We start from the raw sequence: 16995 nt of genomic DNA, 5'->3' as shown, positions 1-16995 counted from the left end.
ATGAAGGAGGAGAAGAATCGCTCCTTCTCCATCCCCCAGCAAAACTTTTTATTTCGCCATTCCGAGCAAACCCAGGATTTCCTTGAACATTTTTTCTTGCTCACCCAGGTAGCTCTTGAAGTCTGCACCGTTTTTGTAGCCATCGTCCCAGCCATTTGCATCCAGCTCTGCTTTCCACTCAGGAGTCTCTGTCATCGCTTTCAATTTTTGCTCCCAGTAAGCAACAGCATCTGGCGTCATGTCTTTTGGTCCAAATACACCGCGCCAGTTGATCAGCTCCGTGTCATAACCGGATTCTTTGTACGTCGGGATGTCCTTGAACATACCTTTCAAGCGCTCAGGGGAAGATACACCCAGGATTCTTACTTTGCCGGATTTCAAGTATTCACCCGAACCGGATACATCTGTAGCCAGTACATCAGCATTGCCACCCAAGAGAGATGCGATCGCTTCCCCACCGCCATCGTAAGAGATGTATTTCACTGATTTCGGATCAATTCCCGCTTTAACAGCAGGCATCAAAAAGGTCAAGTGATCAAGCGAGCCAGGAGCAGAACCGCCTGCAACCGTTACTTTGGTTGGATCAGCTTTGATGGCATCCATTAACGATTTCAGATCCTTGTATGGAGAATCGGCAGCTACTACGATCGCGCCGTAATCTTTCGTCAATTGTGCCAACGGAGTCATATCATTGTAAGAATGCGGGCTGTTTCCTTCTTTTTTCACATTGTTGATGACGATTGGTGTAGAGGGAAGCAGGAGCTTGTAGTTGTTTTTCTTGTCCTGCGTTACAAAATCAGCCAAGCCTACTGCCTGTCCGCCACCTGGTTTGTTTTCGACCGAGATCGTCTTGTCTACCAGCTTCGTTGCTGACATCACCTTTGCGAGAGAACGCGCTGTTTTATCCAAGCCTCCGCCTGCGCCTGATGGTGCGATAACCGAGATAGGTTTTTCCGGGTAGGTAGAAGCTCCTCCAGAGGAAGCCGTCTGCCCACCGCCGCCTCCACAGGCTGCGAGGCTAAGTGCCATTGCCGTAGTGAGGAGTACTCCGCTCCACTTTGTCCATTTGTTTGATTTTTTCATCTTTATGACCCCCTCTGTTGATAGCGTTTTCAATTATGGTAAGGAGATCATAGCATCCGATGAAAACGCTTCCTAGTTTGTTCAGATAATTTGGATAAACGCTATATTTATGATTATTTTCATTTTTTTCACACCAAAAAGACCTGCCGTTCCGATCAGGGAACGTACAGGTCTTGCTATTAATTTGACTGTAATACTGTCTCAGGCGCTGGTCTCCTTTGGCTGTTTGATCCTGCTGTGGCGGTTCGTCCATGCACGAGCGCCGAAGGAAAACAGCGTAAGGACAAGGACCAAACGAAACAGATGAAACGCCGTCACTAAGAGCGGATCGGCTCCTGTCGCCAAGGCAGTCAAGCTCATTTCGGCGAGTCCACCTGGCACCGTCGCCAAAATCGCCGTCACGATATCGGTAGCAGACACGTAAGAAATGCCGATGGCAAGCACAATCACCATGACGAACAAGAACAGGGAATGCATGAGACCGAACAGAAAGAATCGACGGTTTTTGACGATGTCCTCTCGTTTGAAACCAAGACCGATGCTGACCCCGATGAATATTTGCGCTCCTTGGACCAAGATGCTTGGCAAAGCAGGACTCTCTCCCACAAGCGATGTATTCATCGAAATCAAAGCGGTCACGAGCAAGGCACCTAGCAAGAACGGAGCGGGTATATAACAGCGTGACGCAATCAACGCTCCAATGAGACCAGCCACAAGAATCATAACTGTCTGCCCAATCCCCAGCATGTGTTCTGTAGTAGCCGTCTGTATGGCAGCATGCGTAGGTAGAAATGTCACTAGATAAGGGGTACAAAGCACGACGCTGATCGCACGGATCGAGTGAAAAATCGTGATGACTTGTTGATTTCCTCCCGCCATTTGCCCCACCGACACCATTTCCGATAAACCACCTGGAATATTGCTGAAGATCGCCGTTATTCCGTCTACCCGGCAGACCTTGTAAAATATCCAAGCGTTCACCAAACTGATCAAGATGGTCAAAATCGTGGTGATGAGCATCAAACCAATGTGTCCCGTCATCGTCTCGACGATTTCAGCTGTCATTCGCAGACCCAGGGTGATCCCGATTACTGTTAATCCCGCTTGACGAAACCAACGGGGAATCCAAAGATTTTTGACCCCAAGCATATTACAGATCACTGTCATAACTAGCGCTCCGAGCAGCCAAGGAAGTGGGCTGTGAATGGTAGCAAACAGCCAGCCACCCAGTGACCCGAGCAGCAATGTAAACAAAATGCGTAACAGCATAAGCGTTCCCTCTCCTACTATCCGACGTTGTATGAAGCTTCTAGGGTGGGGGTACACCTAGTGTAAAACAATTGTTCTCGCAGAAAAAATACAAAATGGTTATCGTTGGCGATTCCTTGTGTGAATAATAAAAACTGCTGGCTCCCATTCAGGAATTCCCAGCAGTTCCTTTTTCCTTGCTTAATCGATGAATGCTATCTCACCCTGCTCTACGAAGCGCACAAATGCCTTGACCATTTGCAATTCCATTGAGTCGGCATGATAAAACATCCAGGTACTTCGCTTGATCGGCTCCCCCTCGGCTGTGGTCAGCTCGATCATGTGCAGATCGTCTTTGCCATTCAGCACGCCTCGTGGAAGGATGGCGTAACCCAAACCGTTTGCTACCATTTCACTACATGTATCCGCCTTGTCGACCTCCATGCCGATCAGCGGTGGTTGAGAAAATCGTTCCGTCCACCAGCTGTCCACTAATGCCAGCAGCATGGGATCCGTCTCATAGTCGATTCGTGGCAGAGTGGGCAGGTCGTCGATATGAATAGGTTCCGTGGAAACGACATAGACCGATTCCTCGAACAGCAAGTGCTTTTGATCGGACCAGTTGTAGCTTCCCCGGACGAAGCCTACGTGCACGTCCTGATTATACACGGACTTGTAGACGTCTTTGCTCCATCCGGTCATTACCTTGTACTCGACATTTGGATAAGCTTCCTTGAACTTTTTCAAGATCATCGGGAGCTTGTACCGTGCAAAATAGTTGGAAACCCCCAACCGGAGCGTCCCATTGACCTCGTTGCCCATGTTCAAGACATGCTCCTTGATATTGCGCAGTCTAAGGAGCATTTCATCCGCACATTTGGCCAAATACTCTCCTTGAGGAGTGAAATGAACACCTCTGCTCCCCCGTTGCACGATCTGTACGCCAAATTCTTTTTCAATCTGCCGCAATCTTTTGGTCAGCGCAGGCTGGGACAAATACAGGCTTTCGGCTGTCTTTGTAATGTTTTGTTCCTGGTACAAGGTTTGGAGAATGTACCAATCTCGATATTCCATAGCTATAGTGTCTCCGCATGGTTATTTGTCACTTCTTTATTTAATACATTTTTCCCCTTTCTTTTCAAATAGTTTCCAATCACAATGACCAGAAGTGCCAATGCTACCGGCAAAATCATATGCAGCGAAGGCATTACCCCCTCGAGGAAGCTGCCTACTGCTTTGTCTCCTACAATCATTTCTCCTGCTGTATATCCGAGCAAAGCCGCCCCCAACAATACGATGATGGGAAAACGGTTCATCAGCTTCATCAGCAACTGGCTTCCCCAAATGATGAGCGGAATGCTGATGGCAAGTCCGATGATGACCAAAACCAGGTTCCCGTTCGCTGCTCCGGCTACAGCGATGACGTTGTCCAGACTCATAATCAGATCGGCAAAAATAATGGTTTTGAGTGCCTCAACAAAACTCGCTCCCCCACCAATGTGACTGTCCTCATCTTCACCTTTTAACAGCTTGACCGCAATCCAGATCAGCAAAAGCCCTCCGACGACCTGGACAAACGGAATTTTCAACAGCCAGATGGCAATGAAGGTAAGGATGATTCGCAATCCAATTGCACCGAAGCTCCCCCAAAAAGTAGCTTTTTTCTGCAGCTCTGGGCTCAGATTGCGGCAGGCAAGAGCAATTACGACTGCATTGTCTCCGCTCAACACCAGGTTGATCATAATAATTTGTAGTAAGCTAAGTAAGTAATCTGTCATGATGTCTCCCTCCAAAATTGCTAATACTGACAATAATAGACCTATCTTTTCCTTCGTGCAGTATTATTTCTATTATTTGCATATATTTTTTTTGAAAGACAGACTACTTCTTGTATCCATACACCGAATAATCCGCCCGCACTTTTCGAATTGCTAGCCAGACTGGCAACCCTCTCGCTACCCAGCGCAGGGCAGACATAATATTTTGTTCATTTTCAAACTGCTCGACAATGATGACGGTCTTTTCATTGATGTACATCTGTAGCTCCTCCCATCCCATAGTCGAATAACGGTCATTTCCGTACGTTTTCAGCGCCAGAAAATCTTCGCGTTTTGGGTCCTTCAGTTGGAGGAGATGTTGAATGGCTCTCGCGCATTCTGGGTGAATGGTATTATTCATGATGTCATGCCTCACTTTGGTACGGGATGACTTTATGTTAAACGATTGCAGCAAGCTTCGCACGCAAACAAAAAAGGCCATCATCACTTTGGTAGGATAACGACCTTTTGTGTTTCTGTTGATTCAGTTTTTCTGCTCGGGTCTTCGTCGTCCGTTGTCTCATATCAGCGAATGCGAAAATGCTTCTGTTGAGCTCCGGGTTTCTTTTGCCTTCACGGGCCAGCTTTTCCCGTTGCTTGCGTGCTGGGCTTTTTGCCATTGTCTTTCACTCCTTTTTATGGCTCTTACAATGAATACCGTCCTTGGTGTTATCATAGAACCTTTCCTGTATGGTTGCAACGAAAATAGTAAAATCGCCTACACCTCTTGTCCATTCCTTTTTCTCTTCCATGAATAGGATAGATTGACAGGAGGTGTTGTTACTCGATGAAAAACAAAAGAATCACCGCGAGACGCGTAGAAAACCAAGTGTATTCCAATCGGGTTCTGCGCTCTGAATTCGATCGCAACTGGCGTACGGTAATCTCCCGAAGTGGTTACGTTATTTATATTGCAACAGCGAATCGGGCTAAAGTCACAGTACTGCTCTCAGATGGATCTAGGAAATTGCTCATCTTCAGACAAGGTGGAAGAGTTTTGGTTGGCGGTGGGGGTACCAGTCATTATAGCAAACCGCACATTGCAAGAAATTTGTAAGATGAGGGAATCGCCCTGCTCAGCTCAGGTATTGCTTGTGACAGGGCGATTTTTATTGAACGGGCCGCTTACCTCGTCTTAATGATTACCTTCATTTTTTGCTTCATTTTTGTATCCTGAATGATTTCGATGATCTCCGCTCGTTTCCATACAACAAATTTATGCTCTTGTCCGTTATGCATCTTGATTTTCATTCCGTTTGGGATCACGAATAGTGTATTTCGCTTTTCAACGGATGCAATATCATTCAAGTTTAATTCGAGAGGCTGTGTTTGAATATTGAGACTGTGTGGTTGAAAATAGAGTCTTTCACTCGTAATCGTTAACCTCCCACCTACTCCTTCCATTCCTCTGAATAGGTTTGCCGCTATATTCTCTTGCACGATCGATTCGTTTCCCCTGAGTTCCATTGCTTCTTTTTTCCCTCCGACATGCGATTCCATTTTTTTTCGAATTGGTAGGCAATTCATAGTACCATAATTAGGAATCATTAACGATCCCTACCTATTCAAAAAATGCACGAGAGTATTCAACAACTCCAGAAACATTGGCCAAGGCATTTTCTTGCAGCTCCAATGCCATAAATACTTCATCTGGTACTTCGAAAGGTGCTTTTATTCCCCAACGGGAGGCTTTTTGGAAGCCAAACTTCGGGTAATATTCGGGATGCCCGAGGACGACAACAGATTGGTATCCCAGTTCTTTGGCTTTTTGGAGGGCTTCGAGAATTAGTTTCTTTCCTATGCCTTTGCTTTGGTAATCGGGCAGGACTGACACTGGGGCAAGCCCGAGTGACTCTATGCTCTGATTGTCATTGCGAATGTTTATTTTCGAGAGAAGAATATGTCCCACGATCTTTTGATTCTCATCATCAATCGCGACTAGAGATAACGCGGGGATGAATGCATCCGATTTTCTGATGCGAGACACCAATTCATGTTCTTTGCGATCGCTGAACTCAGCATTCGCGAATGCACTTTTTACGACCTGTTCAGTAACGGAATAATCATCTACTTGTTCTATTCTGATCCTCATGTTCATCGTTCACATCTCCTCCCATATCGCTTGTGTTGCCAATATGGTATCACATCTATACAGCAAAACGCCCTCCTCGTTTGCAAGAGACAGGGCGCTTCGTTTGTTTTCGGACACAGATTAATAGGTAAACTTATTGAGCAATACTTTCAGCTCTTCCGCCAGTGACGACAAGGATTGAGCGGAGGATGAGATCTCTTGCATGGAGGCGAGCTGCTCCTCGGTAGAGGCTGCTACTTCCTCGGCTGTTTCGGCGTTGCTTTTCGCGATGGTGACGAGCACATTGGCTGTCGCAGTTACTTCCTGAACAGCAGCCAAGATTTGCTGTGCGATCAAGGATACTTCTGCGATATGTGGGTTGGTCATTCTGGTGCTTTCCATAATGCCTTCAAACTTGTGAATCGTCTCCTCTGAAACGTTCAAGCCTGCTTCAACATCCATTCTGACTTTTTCCATGTTGTCGACGGATTGCTTAGTTTCCCGTTGAATCTCTGTGATCAATTCAGAAATTTGCTTAGCCGACAATTGTGATTGCTCAGCCAACAGTCGCACCTCTGTAGCTACAACCGCAAAGCCTTTGCCATGCTCACCAGCCCGTGCCGCTTCAATCGCTGCATTCAATGCCAGCAAATTCGTCTGCTGGGCAATCCCGCTGATGACATCCGAAATCGTCCCAATTTCTTTCGAACGATCATAGAGCGATTTGGTCATGCGATCAGACTGTTCTACTGATTCATGAATCGACTTCATTTGACTCATGACCTGTTCGACAAAGCTGCCACCTTCTTCTGCCTGAACCGTCGTTTGCTGAGCAGTATCCGACAACACATTGACACTCTCTACAATCCGTGTGACCCCTTCCGCAATGTCCTGCAGTGAGCGCACATTTTGGTCGATTCCGCTTGTTTGTTGTTCCGCGCTGCCAGCTACCTCCTGAACAGCAGTCGTTACATGCTCGGTTGCAATGCTCGTCTGCTGCGCGCTCGCAGTCAATTGCTCCGAAGACGCGGCTACTTGCTCTGCTCTAGTCTCGACATCTGAGATGAGCGCCCGCAGGTTATCCTGCATCGTATTAAACGCATGGCCGAGCTCACCGATTTCATCAGTTGACCGTACTTTAATCGGGTCAGTCAAATTACCTTGGCTCACTCTAACCGCATGTACCTTCACTTCCTGGATGGACCGGAGAAGAGAACGCAGTACAGCTGCTACAATGAGTGCTCCCAGCAGCAAGCAGATCGTAATCGTCCAAAACGTTTGCGCGAAAATCGGCTGTGCAGCATCCTCAACCTCTGATAAGTACATCGAACCAGCAATTTTCCAGCCAGTAGCCGGATTCGTTACATAGTAAATCTGTTTCGGGATGCTTTGCTCCTCGTAATTGAAATGACCTGTTTCTCCTTGGTACAAGTTGTCGTAAAAACTCTCTTGTGCCACAGTTCCTGCCTGATTTTCCGGGTGGACGACATACTTCTTATTGCTGTCCACTACGATGACATCTCCGTCCGAACCAATGCTGACTGAGTTTGCCAGTTGTTTGATCTGCTCAATCCCAACTGTAATGCAGATAACCCCAGCGCCATCCTCCGTCGTTCTTGCTACCGCTACTAAAACCTCACCTGATACCGCCGAAATATATGGGTCCGTAACGACGACAGTTCCCTTGTTTTCCATCGCTCTCTTGTACCAGTCTCTCGTACGCGGATCAAACCCTGCCTGTACTTCTTGCTTGGGAGCGCGGAAGTATTGTCCGTCAACTGTTCCCAAGCTGATACTGGACACGTCCGCATGCATACCCATATACATATCCAAATGGTGCATGATTTCTTTTTGAACATCAGCTGATTTCACGCCAGGTGTGATATCTTTAGCCAAATAGTCAGCATCCTTCTTTTTGCCCTCAAACGTACTGCTGACGATGGAGTTGACCAAATCGACGTTTTCGTTGGCACTATCCATGATCTGTTTGGCAATTTCTTGTTTCGCTTGATTGTAAGCCAGGCTTCCAACGACAAGGGAAGGGACTAACAGAATCAAGAGAAATGTGATGATGAGTTTGGTTCGATAGCTTCGAAACCAATTTCGCAAGTCAACTTTCACTTCATTTCATCTTCTTTCTAAGTTGTATTTAGGGAAACGTTTCATGTTGGTGAAGTCCTAATTTTTTATATCGGTAACGAAGGTTGGTTAATTAAGCAAAAAATATATAGAACTGTAATAGGTATAAAAAGCGGGGATTATACCGCCCCCAAGTACATAGAAAAACCGCCCTGCTTACGTACGATAGACAGGACGGTCGGTATTGACTGCTATTTAGTAGCGAAATTTATTGTAAGTTACTTCAAACGCGCTTCATTTTCGCTAAACGGATAAACTGTTCGTCACGTACACGCAGCTTTTCTGAGACAGATGCATCCTTATACGAGTAAATACCTGCTCCGGTCTTGGTGCCGAGATTGCCTTCTGCTACTCGTTCCTCAATGATGGCGGGTGCTTTTGTCGAGCCATTCAGCTCTGGCGCCAGGTTATCCATCACGCGCTTCCACGTATCGAGTCCACCTAAATCCGCCGTCTCAATAGGCCCGACGAAAGCCCAACGAAAGCCAATTCCGTTCTTCATTACCGTATCGATCTGGGCTGCATCTGCCACATCTTCTGCGAGCAAATGAAAAGCTTCTCTCATCAAAGCTGTTTGCAGCCGATTGGCGATAAAACCCGGTACATCCTTTTTCAACAAAACCGGAGACTTCCCGATCTCTTCCATCAGTTGTATCGTTTTTTGAACCACTTCCTCCGCGGTCTTCTCGTGCCTGACCACCTCGACCAACGGAACCAATTGGGCTGGATTGAAAAAATGTGTAATGATAAAGCGCTGAGGCGTGGTTGCTTTTTCGATCAGTCGCGCAATCGAAAACGTAGACGTATTGGAAGCAATAATCGCATCTGGTCTCGCGTATTGCTCCAGCTTTTCAAACAGCTCCCACTTTAGCTCGATGACTTCTGGTACCGCTTCTGTGATGATTTCAGCAGCAGATACTGCCTCTTGCAAATCCGTGGTCAGGACGATTTGCTCGAGCGCTGCTACTTTAGACTCGTCTGCAATCACTCCCTCTGCAACCAGAAGGGAAAGGCTGTGCTCAATGCTTGCTCTCGCTTTCAGCAAAAACTCTTCCTGCAAATCGTAAAGAGAAACACGAAAACCAGCCAAAGCGAATAGCTGCGCGATTCCATGTCCCATAACACCTGATCCGATAACAGCCGCATGCTTTTCCATAGAAAGAGCCCCCCAGGGTGAATTAGGTTTACTTACAAAGCTTTCCACGATGAAATACCTAGTTCCTGCCCAATAAACTCCTACTACTTTTATCGAAATTCATTCCTATGGCGCTTGTTGGCAGGAATAAAGTTTTGTACCATTAAAAAACGTTTAGTAAACCCCGTTATTGGAATGGACGTTTTATATACGGAGGCACACATGAAACTACTGAATAAAATCGTGGTCATCACAGGAGCCAGTCAAGGATTGGGTCTTGAGATGGCAAATGTTTTGGCAAAAGAAGGAGCGATCGTTTGGGCAACCTCTCGAACCGCGCCTCATCCGAACGAAATTGCACAAGCTGAGCCGGGAAGTGTGACGAATGTACAGCTAGACGTGACTGACGAGCAAAGTGTCCTTGCCTTATTTGCGCAAGTACAAAGGTTATACGGACGTTTAGATGTCCTTGTCAACAATGCAGGAGTCGGCGTGTTTAAACCTGTCGAACAAACAAGCGTAGATGAATGGGAGCATGTTTTTCGCACCAATGTAACGGGACTCTTTCTTTGCAGCCGCGAAGGATACAAGGTAATGAAAGCTCACGGAGGCCGTATCATCAATATCTCTAGTGTCTCAGGGTATATTCCCATTGCGGAAAACGGTGTTTATGGAGCTTCGAAATTTGCCGTCCAAGGCTTTTCCCAAATTTGCAATGAAGAATGGAAAAACGACAATGTAAGAGTCTCCACCATTTTTCCCGGTGCCGTTCATACAAATATGACAGAGGAGCGTCATTTTTTTGATCCGAGTGCGATGCTCGTACCAAAAGATGTGGCGGATACCGTGTTAGATATCGCCTCCCGTCCCCTCCACGTTCGAATCGATGAAGTCAAAATCCTTCCGCCTAAAGGCGTTCTCTAAAAGATGAATAAGGAGAGTTTACAAATGCAGCAAGTAGCAATCATCACAGGAGCAGGCAATGGGATCGGGGCAGCAGCCGCAAAGCTTTTGGCTCAGCATGGGGTACGTGTCGCTGTTCTTGATGTACAAGAAGAAAAGGCACAGCTAGTCGCCCAAGAAATTAATCAGGCAGGCGGTCAGGCCTTGTCCATTCGCTGTGATGTCGGTCAACGAACGCAAGTAGAGGAAGCCATCCAGCTAGTAGAATCGCATTTCGGAGATATTACTATCTTGGTCAACAATGCCGGAGTTGGCGGTCCATTCCACCGAGTCGACGAAGTCTCCGATGAAGAGTGGGATTGGATCATGAATACCAACTTGAAGAGTGTATTCCTATTTTGCAGAAACCTGTTGCCCAAGATGAAAGACAGGAGCTACGGGAGGATCGTAAACATCGCTTCCATTCAGGGCTTGCTAGGCTCTGCACATTCATCCACCTACGTCGCTTCCAAGCATGGCATGATCGGTTATACAAAAACAATTGCTGCGGAATGGGGAGAGCATGGAATTACTTGCAATGCCATCTGTCCCGGATATGTGGATACCGCAATGGGCGTACGTCCGGAGGATATTTCGGATTACATGAATCGGGTCATTGCCAAAAGCCCGGTGAAACGGGTAGCTCAGCCGATGGAAATCGCCCAGATGATTTATCATCTCGCCGGGCCGCATAGCGGGTACATCAATGGAGCGAGTATCACCATGGACGGCGGGATCTGCAGTCATATTGGAATTACGGATCAGTTGTCCTAGTTCGGACACATAGAAAAAGCCGCACGCTCGATCAGTTTCCACCGGGCATGCGGCCTTTCTTTCCTCTACCCTTATAGTCCAAATAAAACATCCAGAAAGCCACCGCAACTGTGATGACTACTGAAACCTTTCTATTTATTCCCATGCTAACGTCTAGATCGAAAAATCTGAATGCTAACAGCCCAAGAAGTAAAACCAAGAGAATTTTTCTGATAGTATCACCTCATTCATCAGTCTTCTTCCTTATATTAATGGCAATTGTTTGAAATTCATACAAAAAATTCAATCCATTTTCAAATAATTAGTGTAAATACCAATCCGAAGTCTGGCAACTTTCTTAGACCACCTCATATGTTAATGCAGGAGGTGGTCTAAGTGGCTAACAGATGTCTTTGTCGAGGCAATAGATGCACGATCTTTTGCAGATGTGGATGCAGGCGAAGAAGGAAAATAGCAGCGAATTAGGAGGATTATATGCTATTCCTTAACATGATTTTTCTCAGTTTAGTGACGGTTAGCAGTATCCTTTATACCTACAAAAATCGGTCCGAGCTTGCCTGTATGGATGGCATGATCATCGCTGTCGCAATTGGTATGGTGGTTGGGTTTATCTCGGGGAAAATGATCTCTCTTACCGCTTCTATTGAAGGAGTAATGGCTGGAGTAATGGGCGGGTTGATGTCACCTATGCTAGGTGCCATGCTTTCTCACCCCTTGGGGCTTATCTGGTTTCTCGACTTTGCCTACATCTTTGTTTTCATCCTGATTGTTTTCCTAGTAAAAGAAGCAAGGCAAGCCTTTTTGGACGAAGCGATGGAGGTTGAGAAAAAATGTACTTAATAAGCAGTTCGGACACATAGAAAAAGCCGCGCGCTCGGTTAGCTTCCACCGGGCATGCGGCCTTTTCCCTATAAAAAGCGGCGATGCACTTTCTTGCCATCGTACGTAAACAATACTTGTCGATCCTCTACCATCGATTCCAGGTGAACGGATTTTCCCCACATGGTATAGATGTAAGGCAATGTTTTTTCTACGTATTTGACGTCCAGCTCCAGCCCCTCGAAATGATGCTTCAAGTACAACTCGCCGGAGCGTAAGTAATCCCCATCGTGCACGAGTACATAAGGGAATCCCCCGTTAACCCGTGTGCCCGCCAGACCATCGCGTACCTTCTCCCACTGCTTTTCCGCGACAACCCAATCGTTGCCCTGCTTCCCGAACATATACAAATCCAGATCACTGACGAGTTCCTTCGTCAGGAAGTTGCGTATAAAGCTGATGTCGGACTCCAGCTCGCGCACCTCGAAAATTTTCGCGCGTCCCTCTCCTGGCTTGCGTCCGAAACGCTCCTGCTCTTCCTTCGTCGGATTATCCCAGCGCTTTTCAATGTCCTCCAAAATTTTCAGGCCCAAATGATACGGATTAATGCTCGTCGTCGAAGGCTGAATAACGGAGGAGTGCAGCTTGGCAAACTCGATCGTCTCCGATTCTGTCAGCTCCATTTCCCGCAGGATGCGCATATGCCAGTAGGTAGCCCAGCCTTCGTTCATGATCTTCGTCTCCATCTGCGGCCAGAAATACAGCATCTCATCCCGGATGATCGTCAACACATCCCGCTGCCAATCGTCCAGGATATTGCTGTATTCCATTATGAACAGCAACAGGTCTTTTTCCGGCTCCGGAGGGAATTTGCGTGGTGCTTTTACCGGCTCAGCTTCCTCTTTTGCCTTGCGGTCCAGTCCCCAGAGATCGTCATAAGGGGATTGCCGTTCGTTCTTTGTCTTTTTGTTCGGCTCCTCTGGCTCTCGTTTCCAACGCAGCTTCGGACGCAGCAAGCTCGGATCGATGTGCTCTTGAATCGCCAAGCTCGCATCGAGCAAATTCTCCACAGCTTCCTTGCCATACTCGATCTCATACTGGCGAATCCGCTCTCCGCTGGCCGCCATGCTTTCGACCATATCCCGATTGGTGTTGGAGAAGCGCACATTGTTTTTGAAAAAGTCGCAGTGAGCAAGGACGTGAGCCACAATAAGCTTGTTTTGAATCAAGGAATTTCCATCCAAAAGAAACGCGTAACAAGGATTGGAGTTGATGACAAGCTCGTAGATTTTGCTCAGATTCAGGTCATACTGCAATTTCATCCTGTAAAAGGACTTCCCAAAACTCCAATGAGAAAATCTGGTGGGCATTCCATACGCGCCAAATGTATAAATGATGTCAGACGGGCATATCTCGTATCGCATCGGGTAAAAATCGAGATTGAACCCTTTGGCGATCTCGGTAATTTCGTCAATGGATCGCTCCAGTTCTTTTCGCTCGTCGTTGGTCAAATCGTTTCGCCTCCCCCTTTTGCCGTCGGTCTACTTTATGTATATGGGGGAGCGCGCTAAAAGACGCCAGCCTTTCGAAGAAAAAAGGCATCTCCGACTGGAGACACCCTTGATTTGTTTTTTGTCCTACCTTCTTAGCCTTGGAACCAGTCGCGTACACCAGAATAAATAAGAGCTCCCGCGAATACGACCACAGTGATCAGACCAACTCCATCCACCACCGGGTCCAACCCAGTTAGGAAGGAACCTTCCAGCGGCGCTTTCAACAATGCGTAGCCACCAAGAAGCCCTCCTACGTTGGAAATCCATTTGTTCATATTACGTCACCTCCCGTCGCAGTAGCCTGTAAGCGTTGCCACTGCGATACTTTACTCTATGTAGGAGGTTGACAAGCGGCTTGTATGGTAGTCCAAGGCGTGTTCACCAAATTACAATTGGGCAATGCCTACCTTTTTACGATAAAATAGAGGTCGGACAGATGTACAGGTTATGCGAAAAAAGGAGTGACGCACTCATGAAGCTGTTTTTGATGCTAGGCAGTATCAGTGGATTTCTTTCGGTTGCGTTGGGAGCATTCGGGGCACATGCACTGAAGGAAAAGCTGGACGAATATTCGCTGGGCATTTTCCATACGGGCGTGACCTATCAGACGACACATGCGCTGGCTCTCGTGCTGGTTGCTCTATTGCTGAAGTGGTACCCGGATTCTTCTGGCCTCGTCTGGGCAGGCTGGTGCTTTGCAGCCGGAACCGTGATCTTCTCCGGCAGTCTCTACACGCTGGCGATGACTGGTATTAAGGTTCTCGGTGCGATTACGCCGATTGGCGGAGTTTTGTTCCTCGCTGGCTGGGCGCTGCTTGCCATTCATGCCTGGAAAACGGTGTCGTAAACGAAAGAGTTCATATGCTTGCAAAAGGTTGGGATCTTGCTCCCAGCCTTTTTTCTATGCAAAAAATCGAAAGCCAGTTGTGTCGATTCTCCAACGCTTGACGTCTAATTCTGTTGAAGAAGGGAGGGAGAAAATGGAATCTACACCTTTTGATGAGAAGTACTGGATTTCGCGTGCCAAAGAAAATCGAGAGGACTTTGCTCCTATTTATGATCATTATGTAAAGCGAATTTACCGTTATTTTTCATTCAAAGTGGGGAAATTGCTAGCGGAGGATCTGACACAGCAAACCTTCTTAAAAGCAATGAGTCGGCTTGACAGCTTTCGGGAAGAGTCGCTTTTTTTCACCTGGCTGTTTCAGATTGCCAAGTACACGCTCATGGACGAACAACGCAAGCAAAAGCGGCGCCCGAGAGAATGTGAGCTTGATTCTCTCTCTGCCAATTTGTCTGCCTGCTATTCAGAGTATGCAACCACTCAACTCGATTTAACTTCTGCCCTACAGCAAATCAATGAGATCGAACGGGAAATCATCATGCTTAGATTTTTCGGTGAATGTACCTTTGCCGAGATCGCACAAATCGTGCAAATGGGCGAAAGTGCCGTAAAAAATCGCCTGTATCGCGCCTTAGAAAAGGTAAAAGGAAATCTACGAGGATCGGAGGATTCTTATGAAGCGCAATTCAGACGAGATTGTTTCTGAACAAATCGAGAGCTTTGCCAAGTGGCTGGAGGCGCCTCACTCGGAGTTGCGCAACGGGGCTCTGGCCTATAACGCATCTGAGCTTATTGACATCGTCAAACAGCTCGAACGAGAAAACGGAATACACACCCCGGACGAAGAAACCGTTGCACGGATGAAAAGCAATTTATTCACAACCATGCCACAAGAGCAGCCATCCGGTTCCCGTATCCGCATGAAAAAGATTTTCATGGCCTCTGCTAGTGTTGCGTCCTTCCTGCTTTTCACCCTTCTGGCGCTCGGATTTTCCTCACCCACATGGGCAGAAAAGTTGAAGCATGTACCGGTCATCAGCTCTGTCTTTGAACTGTTTCAAGAAAATGCTCTACAAATCGCCAACGAAAAAGGGCTAATTACCGCGGTCAACCAAAGCGCAGTGGTCAATGGCATTACGATAACGGTCAACGAAGTATTTTACGATGGGATACAATTGGGTATTGGCTATTTGATTCAGATGCCCAAAACGACCGAAAAAGCAGCCGCCAAGGAAATCGCAGAAAGAATCGTGCTAAAGGATTTTACCTTGGCTGAGCCCATAGATAGCACTGGAGCTGGCTGGAGCAGTAAGGTCAAACAGATGGAAGATTATTTGTTTGCAGGTGTTACTACCATTACCCTCAATGGAACTTGGCCCGATCAGTTTACGATGCAGGCGCAGTTATATGACTATCAAAATGCACAAAGCACATGGAACCTGAAACTTCCTGTTGTGAAGCAGTTTGCGAAGATTGACAGTAAGACCCTCACGCCTAACATCAGCCAAACCTTGCGGAGTAATTTTGCATTTCAAGTCAAAGAGGTTACACTCACGCCGGTATCCACAACGGTTGTACTAAAAGAAATTCCGCCTGACGACAAGCTATATGAGCCGTCTTATACTCTCCTCGCTCCCAATGGTAAGGAAATTCATATTGAGGAGGAAAGCACTGATTATGACGAGAATGGGATTTCGCGAAAATTTATCGTTTCCTTCAAGGAAAAACCCGCTTACATCCAATTAATCCCGCATATGAACGGGGAAGCAGAACCGGATAAAGCAGTAAAAATTTCGTTACAGTAAAGGAGATCGACCATGAAAATACAACCTTTTCAAGCAATCGGCAGCTTATTGTTGGCAGCTGTTATCGGTTTGACAGGAGTCGCGACTGTAAGTTCGGGGCATGCTCCCACCGCGCAGCCAATTGATGCAAGCAAGCTGGAATCATTACCTGCTCTCGTAGAGGCCAGTTTTCAAAAGCTGCTTGAAGTGGAGCCCTCGCTGAAAACGTGGAAAATCATGGGGATGCATAAGTCTCCCCTGTCTATGTCAGGAGACATTCGGGGTGTATGGACGATTACCCTGCATGAGACAGGGAATGCAACGGATAGAGGGAAACGTTTTGCCGAAATGCAATTCGACAGCACGACAGGCATTTTGCTGCATTATCATGGTGGTCCCTTTCCCGCAGCGAAAGTAGCGTCCCGCCAAAAGGATTACTACCAGCAACGTGGACAAGAGCTTATGAACCAAATACTTGGCAGCGAAAATACGAAGCAGTTTAAAACCGTTAGCAACCAATTCATAGAAACAGGAGATACGAACGGATTTACACGAGAGCTAGGCGGGATTACTTTTAAAGCCGAGAAGGAGCAAATTGAACTGTCCATCGACTCAGACGGCCGCCTGGAGCAATACCATCGCGTTCGTCTTCCTAGCCAGAAAAAGTAATCCATTTCAAACTCGTTCAGACACCAGCTACAATGGTGTCTGTTTTTTGCTTCCTGACACCCTCCATGGACGATTGCCATATGCTGTAGGGTTAGCAGTTACCCCACACACAAGGAG

Annotated in this window: 20 protein-coding genes; 8 read left to right on the top strand and 12 right to left on the bottom strand. The window is 47.0% G+C overall.

Going from position 1 to position 16995, the window contains the following annotated elements:
* Window positions 1-48: 48 nt before the first annotated feature.
* The 6 genes from M3630_RS27615 to M3630_RS27590 all read right to left on the bottom strand — a co-directional run bounded on the left by M3630_RS27615 (window position 49) and on the right by M3630_RS27590 (window position 4768).
* Window positions 49-1083, bottom strand: a complete 1035-nt coding sequence (locus M3630_RS27615) for a Bug family tripartite tricarboxylate transporter substrate binding protein (protein ID WP_251254227.1) — start codon at window positions 1081-1083, stop codon at window positions 49-51.
* A 201-nt stretch (window positions 1084-1284) separates the two neighbouring features.
* The gene (locus M3630_RS27610) at window positions 1285-2352 is read right to left on the bottom strand and encodes an AbrB family transcriptional regulator (protein WP_251254225.1); all 1068 of its coding nucleotides are present in this window, start codon (window positions 2350-2352) and stop codon (window positions 1285-1287) included.
* A gap of 180 nt (window positions 2353-2532) precedes the next feature.
* Complete coding sequence (locus tag M3630_RS27605; RefSeq protein WP_251254223.1) at window positions 2533-3405, bottom strand: LysR family transcriptional regulator; 873 nt, start codon at window positions 3403-3405, stop codon at window positions 2533-2535.
* 2 nt (window positions 3406-3407) lie between these two features.
* The gene (locus M3630_RS27600) at window positions 3408-4109 is read right to left on the bottom strand and encodes a TerC family protein (RefSeq protein WP_173609022.1); all 702 of its coding nucleotides are present in this window, start codon (window positions 4107-4109) and stop codon (window positions 3408-3410) included.
* Between the two features lie 103 nt (window positions 4110-4212).
* Window positions 4213-4509 carry a hypothetical protein gene (locus M3630_RS27595; RefSeq protein WP_251254221.1) on the bottom strand — a complete coding sequence of 99 codons (297 nt, stop codon included), beginning with the start codon at window positions 4507-4509 and terminating at the stop codon, window positions 4213-4215.
* Between the two features lie 37 nt (window positions 4510-4546).
* Complete coding sequence (locus M3630_RS27590; RefSeq protein ID WP_251254220.1) at window positions 4547-4768, bottom strand: hypothetical protein; 222 nt, start codon at window positions 4766-4768, stop codon at window positions 4547-4549.
* A gap of 167 nt (window positions 4769-4935) precedes the next feature.
* Between M3630_RS27590 and M3630_RS27585 the strand changes: the two genes are divergently transcribed.
* Window positions 4936-5205 (top strand): hypothetical protein, encoded by a 270-nt coding sequence (locus M3630_RS27585; RefSeq protein WP_064201727.1) that lies wholly within the window; start codon window positions 4936-4938, stop codon window positions 5203-5205.
* Window positions 5206-5273: 68 nt separating this feature from the next.
* Here the strand turns inward: M3630_RS27585 and M3630_RS27580 are convergent, their stop codons facing one another.
* The 4 genes from M3630_RS27580 to M3630_RS27565 all read right to left on the bottom strand — a co-directional run bounded on the left by M3630_RS27580 (window position 5274) and on the right by M3630_RS27565 (window position 9514).
* Complete coding sequence (locus M3630_RS27580) at window positions 5274-5615, bottom strand: GRAM domain-containing protein (protein ID WP_251254219.1); 342 nt, start codon at window positions 5613-5615, stop codon at window positions 5274-5276.
* 94 nt (window positions 5616-5709) lie between these two features.
* Complete coding sequence (locus M3630_RS27575) at window positions 5710-6246, bottom strand: GNAT family N-acetyltransferase (protein ID WP_251254217.1); 537 nt, start codon at window positions 6244-6246, stop codon at window positions 5710-5712.
* 114 nt (window positions 6247-6360) lie between these two features.
* Entirely contained in the window at window positions 6361-8340 is a 1980-nt protein-coding gene (locus tag M3630_RS27570; RefSeq protein ID WP_251254216.1) for a methyl-accepting chemotaxis protein, read from the bottom strand.
* Window positions 8341-8581: 241 nt separating this feature from the next.
* On the bottom strand, window positions 8582-9514 hold the full coding sequence (locus M3630_RS27565) for a 3-hydroxyacyl-CoA dehydrogenase family protein (RefSeq protein ID WP_251254213.1): 933 nt from the start codon (window positions 9512-9514) through the stop codon (window positions 8582-8584).
* A 201-nt stretch (window positions 9515-9715) separates the two neighbouring features.
* Between M3630_RS27565 and M3630_RS27560 the strand changes: the two genes are divergently transcribed.
* The 3 genes from M3630_RS27560 to M3630_RS27550 all read left to right on the top strand — a co-directional run bounded on the left by M3630_RS27560 (window position 9716) and on the right by M3630_RS27550 (window position 12049).
* Window positions 9716-10417 (top strand): SDR family oxidoreductase, encoded by a 702-nt coding sequence (locus M3630_RS27560; protein WP_173609029.1) that lies wholly within the window; start codon window positions 9716-9718, stop codon window positions 10415-10417.
* A 24-nt stretch (window positions 10418-10441) separates the two neighbouring features.
* Complete coding sequence (locus M3630_RS27555) at window positions 10442-11209, top strand: SDR family NAD(P)-dependent oxidoreductase (RefSeq protein ID WP_251254212.1); 768 nt, start codon at window positions 10442-10444, stop codon at window positions 11207-11209.
* A 474-nt stretch (window positions 11210-11683) separates the two neighbouring features.
* Window positions 11684-12049 carry a hypothetical protein gene (locus M3630_RS27550; RefSeq protein WP_251254211.1) on the top strand — a complete coding sequence of 122 codons (366 nt, stop codon included), beginning with the start codon at window positions 11684-11686 and terminating at the stop codon, window positions 12047-12049.
* Window positions 12050-12117: 68 nt separating this feature from the next.
* On the opposite strand, the gene M3630_RS27545 is transcribed toward M3630_RS27550, so the two are convergent.
* On the bottom strand, window positions 12118-13539 hold the full coding sequence (locus tag M3630_RS27545) for a SpoVR family protein (protein WP_232773599.1): 1422 nt from the start codon (window positions 13537-13539) through the stop codon (window positions 12118-12120).
* 134 nt (window positions 13540-13673) lie between these two features.
* A complete protein-coding gene (locus tag M3630_RS27540) occupies window positions 13674-13856 on the bottom strand; it encodes a hypothetical protein (protein WP_173609033.1) in 183 nt (60 codons plus the stop codon).
* Between the two features lie 197 nt (window positions 13857-14053).
* Between M3630_RS27540 and M3630_RS27535 the strand changes: the two genes are divergently transcribed.
* From M3630_RS27535 to M3630_RS27520, 4 genes are all read left to right on the top strand, one after another.
* The gene (locus M3630_RS27535) at window positions 14054-14428 is read left to right on the top strand and encodes a DUF423 domain-containing protein (RefSeq protein ID WP_173609034.1); all 375 of its coding nucleotides are present in this window, start codon (window positions 14054-14056) and stop codon (window positions 14426-14428) included.
* Window positions 14429-14561: 133 nt separating this feature from the next.
* Entirely contained in the window at window positions 14562-15131 is a 570-nt protein-coding gene (locus M3630_RS27530) for an RNA polymerase sigma factor (protein ID WP_251254210.1), read from the top strand.
* Window positions 15100-16230 (top strand): DUF4179 domain-containing protein, encoded by a 1131-nt coding sequence (locus M3630_RS27525; RefSeq protein WP_251254209.1) that lies wholly within the window; start codon window positions 15100-15102, stop codon window positions 16228-16230. Before M3630_RS27530 ends, M3630_RS27525 begins: the two co-directional genes overlap by 32 nt.
* A 12-nt stretch (window positions 16231-16242) precedes the next feature.
* Window positions 16243-16878 carry a hypothetical protein gene (locus tag M3630_RS27520; protein WP_251254208.1) on the top strand — a complete coding sequence of 212 codons (636 nt, stop codon included), beginning with the start codon at window positions 16243-16245 and terminating at the stop codon, window positions 16876-16878.
* Window positions 16879-16995: the final 117 nt, after the last annotated feature.

Origin of the sequence: Brevibacillus sp. MER 51 (assembly GCF_023714195.1) — a bacterium.
Taxonomy (GTDB): Bacteria; Bacillota; Bacilli; order Brevibacillales; family Brevibacillaceae; genus Brevibacillus.
Note: the sequence above shows the minus strand (reverse complement) of the source record. Positions and strands in the feature narration are given on the sequence as shown.